This is a genomic window from Pseudomonas pichavaramensis (assembly GCF_050473265.1).
GTDB lineage: Bacteria > Pseudomonadota > Gammaproteobacteria > Pseudomonadales > Pseudomonadaceae > Aquipseudomonas.
Genome location: NZ_JBJKFJ010000027.1, coordinates 1 through 15,560 on the forward strand (window position 1 = coordinate 1; position 15,560 = coordinate 15,560).

At 58.8% G+C, this 15,560-nt stretch carries 12 protein-coding genes and 1 tRNA gene; all 13 read left to right on the forward strand.

Features of this window, described 5'->3' with window-relative positions:
- Positions 1–50 precede the first annotated feature (50 nt).
- A tRNA-Trp gene (locus tag ACJRW5_RS24715) sits at positions 51–126 on the forward strand.
- Between the two features lie 41 nt (positions 127–167).
- On the forward strand, positions 168–536 hold the full coding sequence (gene secE, locus ACJRW5_RS24720; protein ID WP_484573120.1) for a preprotein translocase subunit SecE: 369 nt from the start codon (positions 168–170) through the stop codon (positions 534–536).
- A gap of 9 nt (positions 537–545) precedes the next feature.
- Positions 546–1,079, forward strand: coding sequence for a transcription termination/antitermination protein NusG (nusG, locus tag ACJRW5_RS24725; RefSeq protein WP_037057253.1), 534 nt, complete (start codon positions 546–548; stop codon positions 1,077–1,079).
- 119 nt (positions 1,080–1,198) lie between these two features.
- Positions 1,199–1,630, forward strand: a complete 432-nt coding sequence (rplK, locus tag ACJRW5_RS24730; RefSeq protein ID WP_021488823.1) for a 50S ribosomal protein L11 — start codon at positions 1,199–1,201, stop codon at positions 1,628–1,630.
- Positions 1,630–2,325, forward strand: coding sequence for a 50S ribosomal protein L1 (gene rplA, locus ACJRW5_RS24735; RefSeq protein WP_037057251.1), 696 nt, complete (start codon positions 1,630–1,632; stop codon positions 2,323–2,325). The genes rplK and rplA overlap by 1 nt, the downstream gene beginning before the upstream one ends.
- Before the next feature lie 212 nt (positions 2,326–2,537).
- On the forward strand, positions 2,538–3,038 hold the full coding sequence (gene rplJ / locus ACJRW5_RS24740; protein ID WP_003463333.1) for a 50S ribosomal protein L10: 501 nt from the start codon (positions 2,538–2,540) through the stop codon (positions 3,036–3,038).
- Positions 3,039–3,118: 80 nt separating this feature from the next.
- The gene (rplL, locus tag ACJRW5_RS24745) at positions 3,119–3,490 is read left to right on the forward strand and encodes a 50S ribosomal protein L7/L12 (protein WP_484573121.1); all 372 of its coding nucleotides are present in this window, start codon (positions 3,119–3,121) and stop codon (positions 3,488–3,490) included.
- Positions 3,491–3,711: 221 nt separating this feature from the next.
- Positions 3,712–7,785, forward strand: coding sequence for a DNA-directed RNA polymerase subunit beta (gene rpoB, locus ACJRW5_RS24750; protein WP_484573122.1), 4,074 nt, complete (start codon positions 3,712–3,714; stop codon positions 7,783–7,785).
- 61 nt (positions 7,786–7,846) lie between these two features.
- Positions 7,847–12,046, forward strand: coding sequence for a DNA-directed RNA polymerase subunit beta' (gene rpoC / locus ACJRW5_RS24755; protein WP_484573123.1), 4,200 nt, complete (start codon positions 7,847–7,849; stop codon positions 12,044–12,046).
- A gap of 146 nt (positions 12,047–12,192) precedes the next feature.
- Entirely contained in the window at positions 12,193–12,564 is a 372-nt protein-coding gene (gene rpsL / locus ACJRW5_RS24760; protein WP_004373429.1) for a 30S ribosomal protein S12, read from the forward strand.
- 104 nt (positions 12,565–12,668) lie between these two features.
- On the forward strand, positions 12,669–13,139 hold the full coding sequence (gene rpsG / locus ACJRW5_RS24765; protein ID WP_003246741.1) for a 30S ribosomal protein S7: 471 nt from the start codon (positions 12,669–12,671) through the stop codon (positions 13,137–13,139).
- Positions 13,140–13,169: 30 nt separating this feature from the next.
- Positions 13,170–15,317: an elongation factor G gene (gene fusA / locus ACJRW5_RS24770; protein ID WP_484573124.1), complete on the forward strand. Its 2,148-nt coding sequence runs from the start codon at positions 13,170–13,172 to the stop codon at positions 15,315–15,317.
- A 30-nt stretch (positions 15,318–15,347) separates the two neighbouring features.
- Positions 15,348–15,560 (forward strand): GTP-binding protein (locus ACJRW5_RS24775; RefSeq protein WP_438943780.1); only part of this gene is annotated, 213 nt, incomplete at its 3' end.

Genomic DNA, 15,560 nt, shown 5'->3' on the forward strand with positions numbered 1-15,560 from the left:
GTTGATCTGTTTCTCTCAGGCCGGCATAATGGTCGGCCTGATTTTGCTTTAGGTCAGTAGCTCAATTGGCAGAGCGGCGGTCTCCAAAACCGCAGGTTGGGGGTTCGATTCCCTCCTGACCTGCCATTTTCTAACGAATCTGGCGTGTCTTTCACAGGATCTCTCGAATGAATGTTAAGGCTGAAGCCAAAGACTCTCGCTTTGATCTGGTCAAGTGGCTGGTTGTCGCTGCCCTGGTTGTCGTGGGTGTCGTAGGTAATCAGTACTTCTCTGCTGAGCCGGTTCTGTATCGCGTTCTGGGTCTGGTTGCATTGGGCGCTGCTGCTGCTTTCTTGGCGTTTCAGACTGCTCGTGGCCAGGCGTTCGCGGTTCTTCTGAAAGAGGCTCGCGTCGAGATTCGTAAAGTTGTTTGGCCGACCCGCCAGGAAACTACGCAGACCACATTGATCGTGGTCGCTGTTGTTCTGGTAATGGCGCTGCTGTTGTGGGGGCTCGATTCCCTGCTCGGTTGGCTTGTTTCCCTGATTGTTGGTTAAGGGTGTCTCGTGGCTAAGCGTTGGTACGTCGTGCATGCTTACTCGGGTTACGAGAAGCATGTGATGCGCTCGCTGATCGAGCGCGTGAAACTCGCTGGAATGGAAGATGAATTCGGCGAAATTCTCGTGCCCACTGAAGAAGTGGTCGAGATGCGCAACGGTCAGAAGCGCAAGAGTGAGCGCAAGTTCTTCCCTGGCTATGTTCTGGTCCAGATGGAGATGAACGAGGCGACTTGGCACTTGATCAAGGATACGCCGCGCGTCATGGGCTTCATTGGTGGTACTGCCGACAAGCCGGCACCGATTACCGAGAAAGAAGCTGAAGCCATTCTCCGTCGTGTTGCCGATAATGGCGACAAGCCCAAGCCGAAGACTCTGTTCGAGCCGGGCGAGATGGTTCGTGTTGTAGATGGCCCGTTCGCCGATTTCGGCGGCGTGGTCGAAGAAGTGAATTACGAGAAAAGCCGCATCCAGGTTGCAGTGACCATCTTCGGTCGCTCTACCCCGGTCGAGCTGGAGTTCAGTCAGGTCGAGAAGGCATAACTGACATAAGCATCCCTCACCCCGCAGCCTTAGGCTGCGGGGTTTTGTCGTCACTGGGATAAATGCGTAAGTAACCTCGGGGAGCCGTCAGGCGTTCGAACCCGAAATTGGAGTAGCTAATGGCTAAGAAAATTCAGGCTTATATCAAGCTGCAGGTTAAAGCCGGTCAGGCAAACCCGTCGCCACCCGTTGGTCCGGCTCTGGGTCAGCACGGTGTCAACATCATGGAATTCTGCAAGGCGTTCAACGCCAAGACTCAGGGCATGGAACCTGGTCTGCCGACTCCTGTGATCATCACCGTTTACAGTGACCGTAGCTTCACCTTTGAAACCAAGAGCACCCCGGCCTCGGTACTGCTGAAGAAGGCCGCTGGCCTGAGCAGCGGCTCCGCTCGCCCGAACACCGTCAAAGTAGGCACCGTTACCCGTGCTCAGCTGGAAGAGATCGCCAAGACCAAGCAGGCCGATCTGACTGCCGCTGACCTGGATGCGGCCGTGCGCACCATCGCCGGCTCCGCTCGTAGCATGGGCCTGAACGTGGAGGGTGTATAATGGCTAAGTTGACCAAGCGCCAAAAGGCCATCGCGGCCAAGGTTGAAGCCGGCAAGGCCTACACCTTCGAAGAAGCGGCCGGCCTGCTGGCTGAGCTGTCTGCTGTCAAGTTCACCGAGTCGTTCGACGTTGCCGTGAACCTGGGCGTAGATCCGCGTAAATCCGACCAGGTTGTTCGTGGCGCTACCGTGCTGCCGAACGGCACTGGCAAGAGCGTACGCGTTGCCGTGTTCACCCAGGGTCCGGGCGCTGAAGCAGCCCTGGCTGCCGGTGCTGACAAAGTCGGCATGGACGACCTGGCTGCAGAAATGAAAGCCGGCGACCTGAACTACGACGTGGTCATCGCTTCCCCGGACGCCATGCGCGTTGTTGGCCAGCTGGGTCAGGTTCTCGGCCCGCGCGGTCTGATGCCGAACCCGAAAGTCGGCACCGTGACTCCGGACGTCGCTACTGCGGTCAAGAATGCCAAAGCTGGTCAGGTGCGTTTCCGTACCGACAAGAACGGCATCATCCACACCTCCGTTGGCAAGGTTGGCTTCGAAGCCACTGCGCTGAAGCAGAACGTGGAAGCCCTGCTGGCTGACCTGAAGCGTCTGAAGCCGTCGACTTCGAAAGGCATCTATGTCAAGCGCGTGACCCTGAGCACCACCATGGGTCCGGGTCTGATCATCGATCAGGCTTCGCTCGACGCGTAAGTGATTGGGCTGGCAGCCAGTAAGCTGCCAGCTTGGAAAGATTGGGGTCCCTGCCTGGCGGGGGCTGTCCAAGACCGTAGGTGACTCGCGTTTTAAATACCAGGTTCGCCTGATGGCCTACGCAGATGGTGCTCCCGATTCGTTACCGAATCAGACACCAAAACGCCGCCGAACTCCGGTTCGGCGAAACGGTAAAAACCAGGAGTAAACCCGTGGCAATTAAACTCGAAGACAAGAAGGCCATCGTCGCTGAAGTCAACGAGGCTGCCAAAGCCGGTCTGTCCGCTGTCGTGGCTGATGCCCGTGGCGTGACCGTCGGCGCAATGACCGGACTCCGTAAAGAGGCCCGCGAAGCTGGTGTGTACGTGAAAGTCGTGCGTAACACCCTGCTCAAGCGCGCCGTTGAAGGCACTCAGTTCGACGTGCTCAACGACGTGTTCAAAGGCCCGACCCTGATTGCTTTCTCCAACGAACACCCGGGCGCTGCTGCTCGTCTGTTCAAAGAGTTTGCCAAGGGTCAGGACAAGTTCGAGATCAAGGCAGCTGCGTTCGAGGGCAAGTACCTCGCAGCAAACCAGATCGACGTACTGGCAAGCCTGCCGACTCGCGATGAGGGCATCGCGCAGCTGATGAGCGTTATTCAAGGCGCCACCAGCAAGCTCGCCCGCACGCTGGCAGCTATTCGCGACCAGAAAGAAGCTGCTGCTGCCTAAGGCGGCGTGAGCACTTTCGAAATCAAACGTTTAATTTGATGGTCGCGTAGGCCGTCACCCCAATACAGGAATTGATAGTCATGTCTCTGACTAACGAGCAAATCATCGAAGCTATCGGCCAGAAATCCGTTATGGAAATCGTTGAGCTGATCAAAGCGATGGAAGAAACCTTCGGCGTTACCGCTGCTGCTGCTGTTGCTGCCGGTCCGGCTGCTGGCGCTGCTGCTGCTGCTGAAGAGCAAACCGAGTTCAACGTTGTCCTGGCTGAAGCTGGCGACAAGAAAGTGAACGTGATCAAGGCTGTTCGCGAGCTGACCGGTCTGGGCCTGAAAGAAGCCAAGGAGAAGGTCGATACCGCTCCTCAGGTTGTCGCTGAAGGTCTGAGCAAAGAAGCTGCTGAAGACGCCAAGAAGAAGCTGGAAGAAGCTGGCGCCAAAGTCGAGCTCAAGTAAGCGACGACCTTGCGTCTACAGCCCGAGCGACTCGCATAAGGCTGATGGCTGGTGGCTTTTGCCACCGGCCTTTTTCCGTTCTAGGTTGGCTGTTCGTCAGTCAGCCTGGAGCAGGAAAGATCCCGCCAAAGAGGCGGCCGCAAACCGAGGGTTTGCACGATTTTCTGGTCACCGCCGCCGGCGTTGGCCAAATAAGCAGGTGACCAAGCTGGGGAACGCTGATGGCTTACTCATACACTGAGAAAAAACGTATCCGCAAGGACTTTAGCAAGTTGCCGGATGTCATGGATGTGCCTTACCTCCTGGCCATCCAGCTGGATTCCTATCGCGAATTCCTGCAGCAAGGGGCGAGCAAGGAACAGTTCCGTGACATCGGCCTGCATGCGGCCTTCAAATCGGTATTCCCGATCATCAGCTACTCCGGCAACGCCGCTCTGGAGTACGTCGGCTATCGCCTGGGCGAGCCGGCGTTCGACGTCAAGGAGTGCGTCCTGCGTGGCGTGACCTTCGCCGTGCCGCTGCGCGTGAAGGTGCGTCTGATCATTTTCGACAAAGAATCGTCGAACAAAGCGATCAAGGACATCAAAGAGCAAGAAGTGTACATGGGCGAAATCCCGCTCATGACCGAGAACGGTACCTTCGTCATCAACGGTACCGAGCGTGTGATCGTTTCCCAGTTGCACCGCTCCCCAGGTGTGTTCTTCGACCACGACCGTGGCAAGACTCACAGCTCGGGCAAGCTGCTGTACTCCGCGCGCATCATTCCTTACCGCGGTTCCTGGCTGGACTTCGAGTTCGACCCGAAAGACGCGGTATTCGTGCGTATCGACCGTCGCCGCAAACTGCCGGCGTCCGTTCTGCTGCGCGCGCTGGGTTACAGCACTGAAGAGGTGCTGGATGCCTTCTATGACACCAACGTTTACCACGTTAAGAGCGAAGGCCTGAGCCTGGAGCTGGTACCGCAGCGTCTGCGCGGTGAAGTGGCGGTCCAGGACATCAAGGACCAGAACGGCAAGGTGATCGTTGAGCAGGGCCGTCGTATCACTGCCCGTCACATCAACCAGCTGGACAAGGCTGGCATCAAAGAGTTGGACGTTCCGCTCGAGTACGTCATTGGCCGCACCACTGCCAAGGCTGTCGTGCATCCGGCCACCGGCGAAATCATCGCCGAGTGCAACACCGAGCTGACCGCCGACCTGCTGGTCAAGATGGCCAAGGCTCAGGTCGTGCGCTTCGAGACGCTGTACACCAACGATATCGACTGTGGTCCGTTCATCAGCGACACGCTGAAGATCGACAGCACCACCAATCAGCTGGAAGCGCTGGTCGAGATCTACCGCATGATGCGTCCGGGCGAGCCGCCAACCAAGGATGCTGCCGAGACCCTGTTCAACAACCTGTTCTTCAGCGCCGAGCGTTACGACCTGTCCGCCGTCGGCCGCATGAAGTTCAACCGTCGTATCGGTCGTACCGAGATCGAAGGTTCGGGCGTGCTGAGCCGCGAAGACATCGTTGCGGTGCTGAAGACCCTGGTCGACATCCGTAACGGCAAAGGTATCGTCGATGACATCGACCACCTGGGTAACCGTCGCGTACGTTGCGTGGGCGAGATGGCCGAGAACCAGTTCCGTGTGGGCCTGGTGCGCGTTGAGCGTGCGGTCAAAGAGCGTCTGTCGATGGCCGAAAGCGAAGGCCTGATGCCGCAAGACCTGATCAACGCCAAGCCGGTTGCAGCGGCGGTGAAGGAGTTCTTCGGTTCCAGCCAGCTCTCGCAGTTCATGGACCAGAACAACCCGCTCTCCGAGATCACCCACAAGCGCCGCGTCTCCGCACTCGGCCCAGGTGGTCTGACCCGTGAGCGTGCAGGCTTCGAAGTCCGCGACGTACACCCGACCCACTACGGCCGTGTGTGCCCGATCGAGACCCCTGAAGGTCCGAACATCGGTCTGATCAACTCCCTGGCGGCCTATGCCCGCACCAACCAGTACGGCTTCCTGGAAAGCCCGTACCGTGTGGTCAAGGAAGGTCAGGTCACCGACGAGATCGTTTTCCTGTCCGCCATCGAAGAAGCCGACCACGTGATCGCTCAGGCGTCCGCGACGCTGAACGACAAAGGTCAGCTGATCGACGAGTTGGTTGCCGTACGTCACCTGAACGAATTCACCGTGAAGGCGCCGGAAGACGTCACCCTCATGGACGTTTCGCCGAAGCAGGTTGTTTCCGTCGCTGCCTCGCTGATTCCGTTCCTCGAGCACGACGACGCCAACCGTGCACTCATGGGTTCGAACATGCAGCGTCAGGCTGTACCGACCCTGCGCGCCGACAAGCCGCTGGTCGGTACCGGCATGGAGCGCAACGTCGCCCGTGACTCCGGTGTCTGCGTCGTGGCCCGTCGTGGTGGCGTGATCGACTCGGTCGACGCCAGCCGTATCGTGGTTCGTGTCAATGATGACGAAGTCGAAACTGGCGAAGCCGGTGTCGACATCTACAACCTGACCAAGTACACCCGCTCCAACCAGAACACCTGCATCAACCAGCGTCCGCTGGTCAGCAAAGGTGATCAGGTTGCGCGTGGCGACATCATGGCTGACGGCCCGTCCACCGACATGGGTGAACTGGCGCTGGGTCAGAACATGCGCGTTGCGTTCATGCCGTGGAACGGCTTCAACTTCGAAGACTCCATCTGCCTGTCCGAACGTGTGGTTCAGGAAGACCGCTTCACCACCATCCACATTCAGGAACTGACCTGTGTGGCGCGTGACACCAAGCTCGGCCCAGAGGAGATCTCCTCGGATATCCCGAACGTCGGTGAAGCTGCTCTGAACAAGCTGGACGAAGCCGGTATCGTCTACGTCGGCGCCGAAGTCGGCCCGGGCGACATCCTGGTTGGTAAGGTCACCCCGAAAGGCGAGACCCAACTGACTCCGGAAGAGAAACTGCTGCGTGCGATCTTCGGTGAGAAGGCGTCCGACGTGAAGGACACCTCCCTGCGCGTGCCGACTGGCACCAAAGGTACCGTCATCGATGTACAGGTCTTCACCCGTGACGGCGTTGAGCGCGACAGCCGCGCCCTGGCCATCGAGAAAGAGCAGCTCGACGAGATCCGCAAGGACCTCAACGAAGAGTTCCGCATCGTCGAAGGCGCGACCTTCGAACGTCTGCGTTCCGCTCTGGTTGGCGCGATTGCCGAAGGCGGCGCTGGCATGAAGAAAGGTAGTGCGATCACCGACGAGTTCCTCGACGGTCTCGAGCGTGGCCAGTGGTTCAAACTGCGCATGGCCGACGACGCGCTGAACGAGCAGCTGGAGAAGGCCCAGGCCTACATCTCCGACCGCCGTCAGCTGCTCGACGACAAGTTCGAAGACAAGAAGCGCAAGCTGCAACAGGGCGATGACCTGGCGCCGGGCGTGCTGAAGATCGTCAAGGTTTACCTGGCTATCCGCCGTCGCATCCAGCCGGGTGACAAGATGGCCGGTCGTCACGGTAACAAGGGTGTGGTCTCGGTGATCATGCCGGTCGAAGACATGCCGCACGATGCCAACGGTACGCCGGTCGACATCGTCCTCAACCCGCTGGGCGTACCGTCGCGTATGAACGTCGGTCAGATTCTCGAAACCCACCTGGGCCTGGCGGCCAAGGGCCTGGGCGAGAAGATCAACCGCATGCTCGAAGAGCAGCGCAAGATCGCCGAACTGCGCAAGTTCCTCGCCGAGATCTACAACGAGATCGGTGGTCGTCAGGAAAACCTCGACGAGTTCTCCGATAACGAGATCCTCGAGCTGGCGAAGAACCTGAAAGGCGGCGTACCGATGGCGACTGCCGTGTTCGATGGTGCCAAGGAAACCGAGATCAAGGCCATGCTGAAGCTGGCTGATCTGCCGGAGAGCGGCCAGATGCGCCTGTTCGACGGTCGTACCGGTAACCAGTTCGAGCGCCCGACCACGGTCGGCTACATGTACATGCTGAAACTGAACCACCTGGTGGACGACAAGATGCACGCGCGTTCCACGGGTTCCTACAGCCTGGTTACCCAGCAGCCGCTGGGTGGTAAGGCACAGTTCGGTGGTCAGCGTTTCGGGGAGATGGAGGTCTGGGCGCTGGAAGCCTATGGCGCCGCCTACACCCTGCAGGAAATGCTGACCGTGAAGTCGGACGACGTGAACGGCCGTACCAAGATGTACAAGAACATCGTGGATGGCGATCACCGCATGGAGCCGGGCATGCCCGAGTCCTTCAACGTGCTGATCAAAGAGATCCGTTCGCTCGGCATCGACATCGATCTGGAAACCGAATAACACGTGACGTGAGGAGAGCGGGGCGGTTAGCCCGCTCTCTGCTCCGCCAGGAGGAAAGGCCTTGAAAGACCTACTGAATTTGCTGAAAAACCAGGGTCAGATCGAAGAGTTCGACGCCATCCGCATCGGGTTGGCCTCGCCTGAGATGATCCGTTCGTGGTCGTTCGGTGAAGTTAAAAAGCCGGAAACCATCAACTACCGTACCTTCAAGCCAGAGCGCGACGGCCTGTTCTGCGCCAAGATCTTTGGCCCGGTCAAGGACTACGAGTGCCTGTGCGGCAAGTACAAGCGCCTCAAGCACCGCGGTGTGATCTGTGAGAAGTGCGGCGTTGAAGTCGCCCTGGCCAAGGTTCGTCGTGAGCGCATGGCGCACATCGAACTGGCCTCGCCGGTCGCCCACATCTGGTTCCTCAAGTCGCTGCCGTCCCGTATCGGCCTGCTGATGGACATGACCCTGCGTGACATCGAGCGCGTGCTCTATTTCGAGAGCTACGTGGTGATCGACCCGGGCATGACCACCCTCGAAAAGGGTCAGCTGCTGAACGACGAGCAGTACTTCGAAGCCCTCGAAGAGTTCGGTGACGACTTCGACGCGCGTATGGGCGCCGAGGCCGTGCGCGAGCTGCTGCACGCCATCGACCTGGATCACGAGATCGGCCGACTGCGCGAAGAAATTCCGCAGACCAACTCCGAGACCAAGATCAAGAAGCTGTCCAAGCGCCTGAAGCTGATGGAAGCCTTCAAGGACTCCGGCAACCTGCCGGAGTGGATGGTGCTGACCGTTCTGCCGGTTCTGCCGCCGGACCTGCGTCCGCTGGTACCGCTGGATGGTGGCCGCTTCGCGACCTCGGATCTGAACGATCTGTATCGCCGCGTGATTAACCGTAACAACCGTCTGAAGCGCCTGCTCGATCTGTCGGCGCCGGACATCATCGTGCGCAACGAAAAGCGCATGCTGCAGGAAGCGGTCGACGCCCTGCTCGACAACGGCCGTCGCGGTCGCGCCATCACTGGCTCGAACAAGCGTCCGCTGAAGTCGCTGGCCGACATGATCAAAGGTAAGCAAGGTCGCTTCCGTCAGAACCTGCTCGGTAAGCGCGTGGACTACTCCGGTCGTTCGGTAATTACCGTAGGCCCGACCCTGCGTCTGCACCAGTGCGGTCTGCCGAAGAAGATGGCGCTGGAGCTGTTCAAACCGTTCATCTTCGGCAAGCTGGAAGCCCGTGGTCTGGCGACCACCATCAAGGCTGCCAAGAAGATGGTCGAGCGCGAGCTGCCCGAGGTTTGGGACGTTCTCGCCGAAGTCATTCGCGAACACCCCGTCCTGCTCAACCGTGCGCCGACCCTGCACCGTCTGGGTATCCAGGCGTTCGAGCCGGTTCTGATCGAAGGTAAAGCGATCCAGCTGCACCCGCTGGTCTGCGCCGCGTACAACGCCGACTTCGACGGTGACCAGATGGCCGTTCACGTGCCGCTGACGCTGGAAGCCCAGCTGGAAGCGCGCGCGCTGATGATGTCGACCAACAACATCCTCTCGCCCGCCAATGGCGAGCCGATCATCGTGCCGTCGCAGGACGTGGTTCTGGGTCTGTACTACATGACCCGTGAAGCCGTTAACGCCAAGGGCGAAGGTCGCGTATTCGCTGACCTGCAGGAAGTCGACCGCGTGTTCCGCGCTGGCGAAGCGTCCCTGCACGCCCGAGTGAAAGTGCGTATCAACGAAACCGTCAAAGAGAAAGACGGTTCGATCAGCAAGAACACCCGCATCGTCGACACCACCGTCGGCCGCGCGCTGCTGTTCCAGGTTGTACCGGCCGGTCTGTCCTATGACGTGGTCAACCAACCGATGAAGAAGAAGGCGATCTCCAAGCTGATCAACCAGTGCTACCGCACCGTGGGTCTGAAGGACACCGTCATCTTCGCTGACCAACTGATGTACACCGGTTTCGCCTACTCGACCATCTCCGGTGTGTCGATCGGCGTGAACGACTTCGTTATCCCGGACGAAAAAGCGCGCATCATCGACGCCGCTACCGAGGAAGTGAAGGAAATCGAATCGCAGTACGCCTCCGGCCTGGTCACCCAGGGCGAGAAGTACAACAAGGTGATCGACCTGTGGTCGAAGGCCAACGACGAAGTCTCCAAGGCGATGATGGCTAACCTCTCGAAAGAGCCGGTGGTCGATCGCGAAGGCAAGACCGTCGAGCAGGAGTCCTTCAACTCCATGTACATGATGGCCGACTCCGGTGCGCGGGGTTCCGCTGCCCAGATTCGTCAGCTGGCCGGTATGCGTGGTCTGATGGCCAAGCCGGACGGTTCCATCATCGAAACGCCGATCACGGCGAACTTCCGTGAAGGTCTGTCGGTACTGCAGTACTTCATCTCCACCCACGGTGCTCGTAAAGGTCTGGCGGATACCGCACTGAAGACCGCGAACTCCGGTTATCTGACCCGTCGTCTCGTCGACGTGGCCCAGGATCTGGTGGTGACCGAGATCGATTGCGGCACCGAGCACGGTCTGCTGATGACTCCGCACATCGAAGGTGGCGACGTGGTCGAGCCGCTCGGTGAGCGCGTACTGGGTCGTGTTATCGCCAAGGACGTGCCGAAGCCGGGCAGCGACGAGATCATCGTGCCGGCTGGTACCCTGATCGACGAGAAGTGGGTCGAGTTCATCGAGCTGAACAGCGTCGACGAAGTCGTCGTACGTTCGCCGATCACCTGCGAAACCCGCTACGGTATCTGCTCCGCCTGCTACGGCCGCGATCTGGCTCGTGGTCATCAGGTGAACATTGGTGAGGCGGTCGGTGTTATCGCTGCCCAGTCGATCGGTGAGCCGGGTACCCAGCTGACCATGCGTACCTTCCACATCGGTGGTGCTGCAAGCCGTACCTCGGCTGCCGACAGCGTCCAGGTGAAGAATGGTGGTGCCATCCGTCTGCACAACCTGAAGCATGTCGAGCGTGTCGACGGCAATCTGGTGGCGGTTTCCCGTTCCGGTGAGCTGGCCGTTGCTGACGAGTTCGGCCGTGAGCGCGAGCGCTACAAGCTGCCGTACGGTGCCGTGATTTCCGTGAAGGAAGGCGACAAGGTCGACGCTGGCGCCATCGTCGCCAAGTGGGACCCGCACACCCACCCGATCGTGACCGAAATGAAGGGTATCGTGACCTTCGTCGGCATGGAGGAGGGCATCACCATCAAGCGCCAGACCGACGAACTGACCGGTCTGACCAACATCGAGGTTCTCGATCCGAAGGATCGTCCGGCTGCTGGCAAGGACATTCGTCCGGCCATCAAGATGGTCGATGCCAATGGCAAGGAGCTGCTGCTGCCGGGTACTGACGTACCGGCCCAGTACTTCCTGCCTGCCAACGCCCTGGTCGGCGTTGCGGATGGTGCGCAGATCGCGGTCGGTGACGTTATCGCCCGTATCCCGCAGGAAACCTCGAAGACTCGCGACATCACCGGTGGTCTGCCGCGTGTTGCCGACCTGTTCGAAGCCCGTCGTCCGAAGGAAGCGTCGATCCTGGCAGAGATCAGCGGCACCATCTCGTTCGGCAAGGAGACCAAAGGCAAGCGCCGTCTGGTCATCACCCCGACCGATGGCAGCGATCCGTACGAGGAGCTGATTCCGAAGTGGCGTCACCTGAACGTGTTCGAAGGTGAACAGGTCAACAAGGGTGAAGTGATCTCCGACGGTCCGAGCGATCCACACGACATCCTGCGTCTGCTGGGTGTCAGCGCGCTGGCCAAGTACATCGTCAACGAGATCCAAGACGTTTACCGTCTGCAGGGCGTGAAGATCAACGACAAGCACATCGAGACCATCCTGCGTCAGATGCTGCGTAAGGTCGAGGTCAGCGAGTCCGGCGATTCGTCCTTCATCAAGGGCGACCAGATGGAGCTCACCCAGGTTCTGGGCGAGAACGAGCGTCTGGCCGAGGAAGACAAGTTCATCGCCAAGTACACCCGTGTACTGCTGGGTATCACCAAGGCGTCGCTGTCGACCGAGTCGTTCATCTCGGCGGCCTCCTTCCAGGAAACCACTCGCGTCCTCACCGAGGCAGCGGTTACTGGCAAGCGCGACTACCTGCGTGGTCTGAAAGAGAACGTGGTCGTGGGTCGTCTGATCCCGGCCGGTACCGGTCTGGCCTATCACAGCGAGCGCAAGCGCAAGCGTGATGCCGACAAACCGGTACGTGTCAGCGCCAGTGAGGTGGAAGCCGCACTGACCGAAGCGCTGAACTCCAGCGGAGATTGAGACGAAGCCTCGCTAGTTCGCTAGCGGGGCTTTGCCTTGACTGGGGGCGTGGGTCTCTTTAGACTCATGCACCCCTAAATTTGGCAGGGCGTTTGGCTCTGCCATCTTTATTTGTGAGCGTCGAAAGACAACAGTGGAGCTAGTAGATGGCAACTATCAACCAGCTGGTACGTCAGCCGCGTAAGCGTATCGTCGAGAAATCCGACGTGCCTGCGCTGCAGAACTGCCCGCAGCGTCGTGGCGTGTGCACCCGCGTGTACACCACCACGCCGAAAAAACCTAACTCGGCACTGCGTAAAGTGTGCCGTGTGCGTCTGACCAACGGCTACGAAGTTTCTTCGTACATCGGCGGTGAAGGCCACAACCTGCAAGAGCACAGCGTCGTGCTGATCCGTGGCGGTCGTGTAAAAGACCTTCCGGGTGTGCGCTACCACACCGTGCGTGGTTCGCTGGATACCTCCGGCGTCAAAGACCGTAAGCAGGGTCGTTCCAAGTACGGTACCAAGCGTCCGAAATAAGACCGCTTGAACCTTTTTATTTAGTTGAGTCGATAAGAGTAAGGTCGGGCGCGGCATGGTCCGTTGGTCCCGAGCTAACCTGAAGACCGTTTGAGGGCTTATCAATGCCAAGACGTCGTGTAGCAGCCAAGCGTGAGATCCTGGACGATCCGAAATACGGAAGCCAGATCCTCGCCAAATTCATGAACCACGTGATGGAAAGCGGCAAGAAGGCCGTGGCCGAGCGCATCGTTTACGGTGCTCTGGACACTGTCAAAGCACGCAAGAACAGCGATCCCCTGGAGATCTTCGAGAAAGCTCTCGACGCCATCGCTCCGCTGGTCGAAGTCAAGTCCCGCCGTGTAGGCGGTGCTACCTACCAGGTTCCGGTCGAAGTTCGTCCGTCCCGTCGTAACGCTCTGGCCATGCGCTGGCTGGTGGACTACGCGCGCAAGCGTGGTGAGAAGTCCATGGCTCTGCGTCTGGCTGGTGAGTTGCTGGATGCTGCTGAAGGCAAAGGCGCTGCTGTCAAGAAGCGTGAAGACGTGCACCGTATGGCTGAAGCCAACAAGGCCTTCTCGCACTACCGCTTCTAATTCCGGCTCCACTAACCTTGCGAGGGCTTTATGGCTCGTAATACAGCAATTAACCGCTACCGTAACATTGGTATCTGTGCCCACGTTGACGCGGGCAAGACCACCACTACCGAGCGGATCCTGTTCTACACAGGCCTGAGCCACAAGATGGGCGAGGTGCATGATGGCGCCGCGACCACCGACTGGATGGTTCAGGAGCAGGAGCGTGGTATTACCATTACTTCTGCTGCGATCACCACCTTCTGGGAAGGTTCTCGTCGTCAGTACGACAAGTACCGCGTAAACGTCATCGATACCCCCGGTCACGTTGACTTCACCATCGAAGTAGAGCGCTCCCTGCGCGTACTCGATGGCGCTGTCGTTGTGTTCTGCGGTACTTCGGGCGTTGAGCCGCAGTCCGAAACCGTATGGCGTCAGGCCAACAAGTACGGTGTTCCACGTATCGTCTACGTGAACAAGATGGACCGTGCCGGTGCCAACTTCCTGCGCGTTGTCGGTCAGATCAAGAACCGTCTGGGTCACACCCCGGTTCCAATCCAGATTGCCATCGGTGCCGAAGATAACTTCGAAGGTCAGGTCGACCTGATCAAGATGAAGGCTATCTACTGGAACGATGACGACAAGGGCACTACCTACCGAGAGGAAGAGATTCCTGCCGAGCTGGTAGACCTGGCCAACGAGTGGCGTAACAACATGGTCGAGGCTGCTGCCGAGGCCAGCGAAGAGCTGATGAACAAGTACCTTGAAGAAGGCGACCTGTCCGTCGAAGACATCAAGGCTGGTCTGCGCGCCCGTACTCTGGCGAGCGAGATCGTCCCTGCTGTCTGCGGTTCTTCGTTCAAGAACAAGGGTGTTCCCCTGGTTCTCGACGCCGTTATCGATTTCCTGCCGGCTCCGACCGAGATCCCGGCGATCAAGGGTATCCACCCTGATCTGATCGATACGCCGAAGGAAGAGATCACTGCTGAGCAGTACGACGAGCGTCATGCTGATGATGAAGCGCCGTTCTCCGCTCTGGCGTTCAAGATCGCAACCGACCCGTTCGTAGGTACTCTGACCTTCGTTCGCGTTTACTCGGGCGTTCTGGAGTCTGGCCAGTCGGTCATCAACTCCGTGAAAGGCAAGAAAGAGCGCGTTGGTCGTATGGTGCAGATGCACGCCAACCAGCGTGAAGAGATCAAAGAAGTGCGCGCTGGTGACATCGCGGCTCTGATCGGCATGAAGGACGTTACCACTGGTGAAACCCTGTGCGATCCAGAGAAGCAGATCATCCTTGAGCGTATGGACTTCCCGGAGCCGGTAATTTCGGTGGCTGTAGAGCCGAAAACCAAGGCTGACCAGGAGAAGATGGGTATCGCACTGGGCAAGCTGGCTCAGGAAGACCCGTCGTTCCGCGTCAAGACTGACGAGGAAACCGGTCAGACCATCATCTCCGGTATGGGTGAGCTGCACCTGGACATTCTCGTTGACCGCATGAAGCGCGAATTCAACGTTGAAGCCAACATCGGTAAGCCGCAGGTTTCTTACCGTGAAACCATCACCAAGGACGCTGTCGAGATCGAAGGCAAGTTCGTTCGTCAGTCCGGTGGTCGCGGTCAGTTCGGTCACTGCTGGATTCGCTTCTCGACTCCGGACGTGGACGACAAGGGCAACATCACTGAAGGCCTGGTGTTCACTAACGAGGTCGTTGGTGGTGTGGTACCGAAGGAATACATCCCGGCTATCCAGAAGGGTATCGAAGAGCAGATGAAGAACGGCGTTGTTGCCGGCTATCCGCTGATCGGCCTGAAGGCTACCGTGTTCGATGGTTCCTACCACGACGTCGACTCCAACGAGATGGCGTTCAAGATCGCTGCCTCCATGGCGACCAAGCAGCTGGCCCAGAAGGGTGGCGGCAAGGTGCTCGAGCCGATCATGCAAGTGGAAGTGGTGACTCCTGAGGATTACATGGGTGACGTGATGGGTGACCTGAACCGTCGTCGTGGTCTGATCCAGGGTATGGAAGATTCGGTGTCCGGTAAGGTTATCCGTGCCGAGGTTCCGCTGGGCGAGATGTTCGGTTATGCGACCGACGTTCGTTCCATGTCCCAGGGTCGCGCCAGCTACTCCATGGAATTCTCCAAGTACGCAGAGGCTCCGGCGAACATCGTCGAAGCACTGGTTAAAAAACAAGGCTAATCCCGCCCTTTAAGTAAGAGGTTTACTGTCGTGGCTAAGGAAAAATTCGAACGTAACAAACCGCACGTCAACGTTGGCACCATCGGTCACGTTGACCACGGTAAGACCACTCTGACCGCTGCTCTGACCCGCGTCTGCTCCGAAGTTTTCGGTTCGGCCAAGGTCGACTTCGACAAGATCGACAGCGCTCCGGAAGAAAAAGCTCGTGGTATCACCATCAACACTGCGCACGTAGAGTACGAT

Coding starts and splice junctions, on each gene's coding strand:
- rpoB (WP_484573122.1), top strand. CDS start 3,712: ATGGCTTACTCATACACTGAGAAAAAACGTATCCGCAAGGACTTTAGC.
- rplA (WP_037057251.1), top strand. CDS start 1,630: ATGGCTAAGTTGACCAAGCGCCAAAAGGCCATCGCGGCCAAGGTTGAA.
- rpsL (WP_004373429.1), top strand. CDS start 12,193: ATGGCAACTATCAACCAGCTGGTACGTCAGCCGCGTAAGCGTATCGTC.
- rplL (WP_484573121.1), top strand. CDS start 3,119: ATGTCTCTGACTAACGAGCAAATCATCGAAGCTATCGGCCAGAAATCC.
- fusA (WP_484573124.1), top strand. CDS start 13,170: ATGGCTCGTAATACAGCAATTAACCGCTACCGTAACATTGGTATCTGT.
- secE (WP_484573120.1), top strand. CDS start 168: ATGAATGTTAAGGCTGAAGCCAAAGACTCTCGCTTTGATCTGGTCAAG.
- rplK (WP_021488823.1), top strand. CDS start 1,199: ATGGCTAAGAAAATTCAGGCTTATATCAAGCTGCAGGTTAAAGCCGGT.
- rpsG (WP_003246741.1), top strand. CDS start 12,669: ATGCCAAGACGTCGTGTAGCAGCCAAGCGTGAGATCCTGGACGATCCG.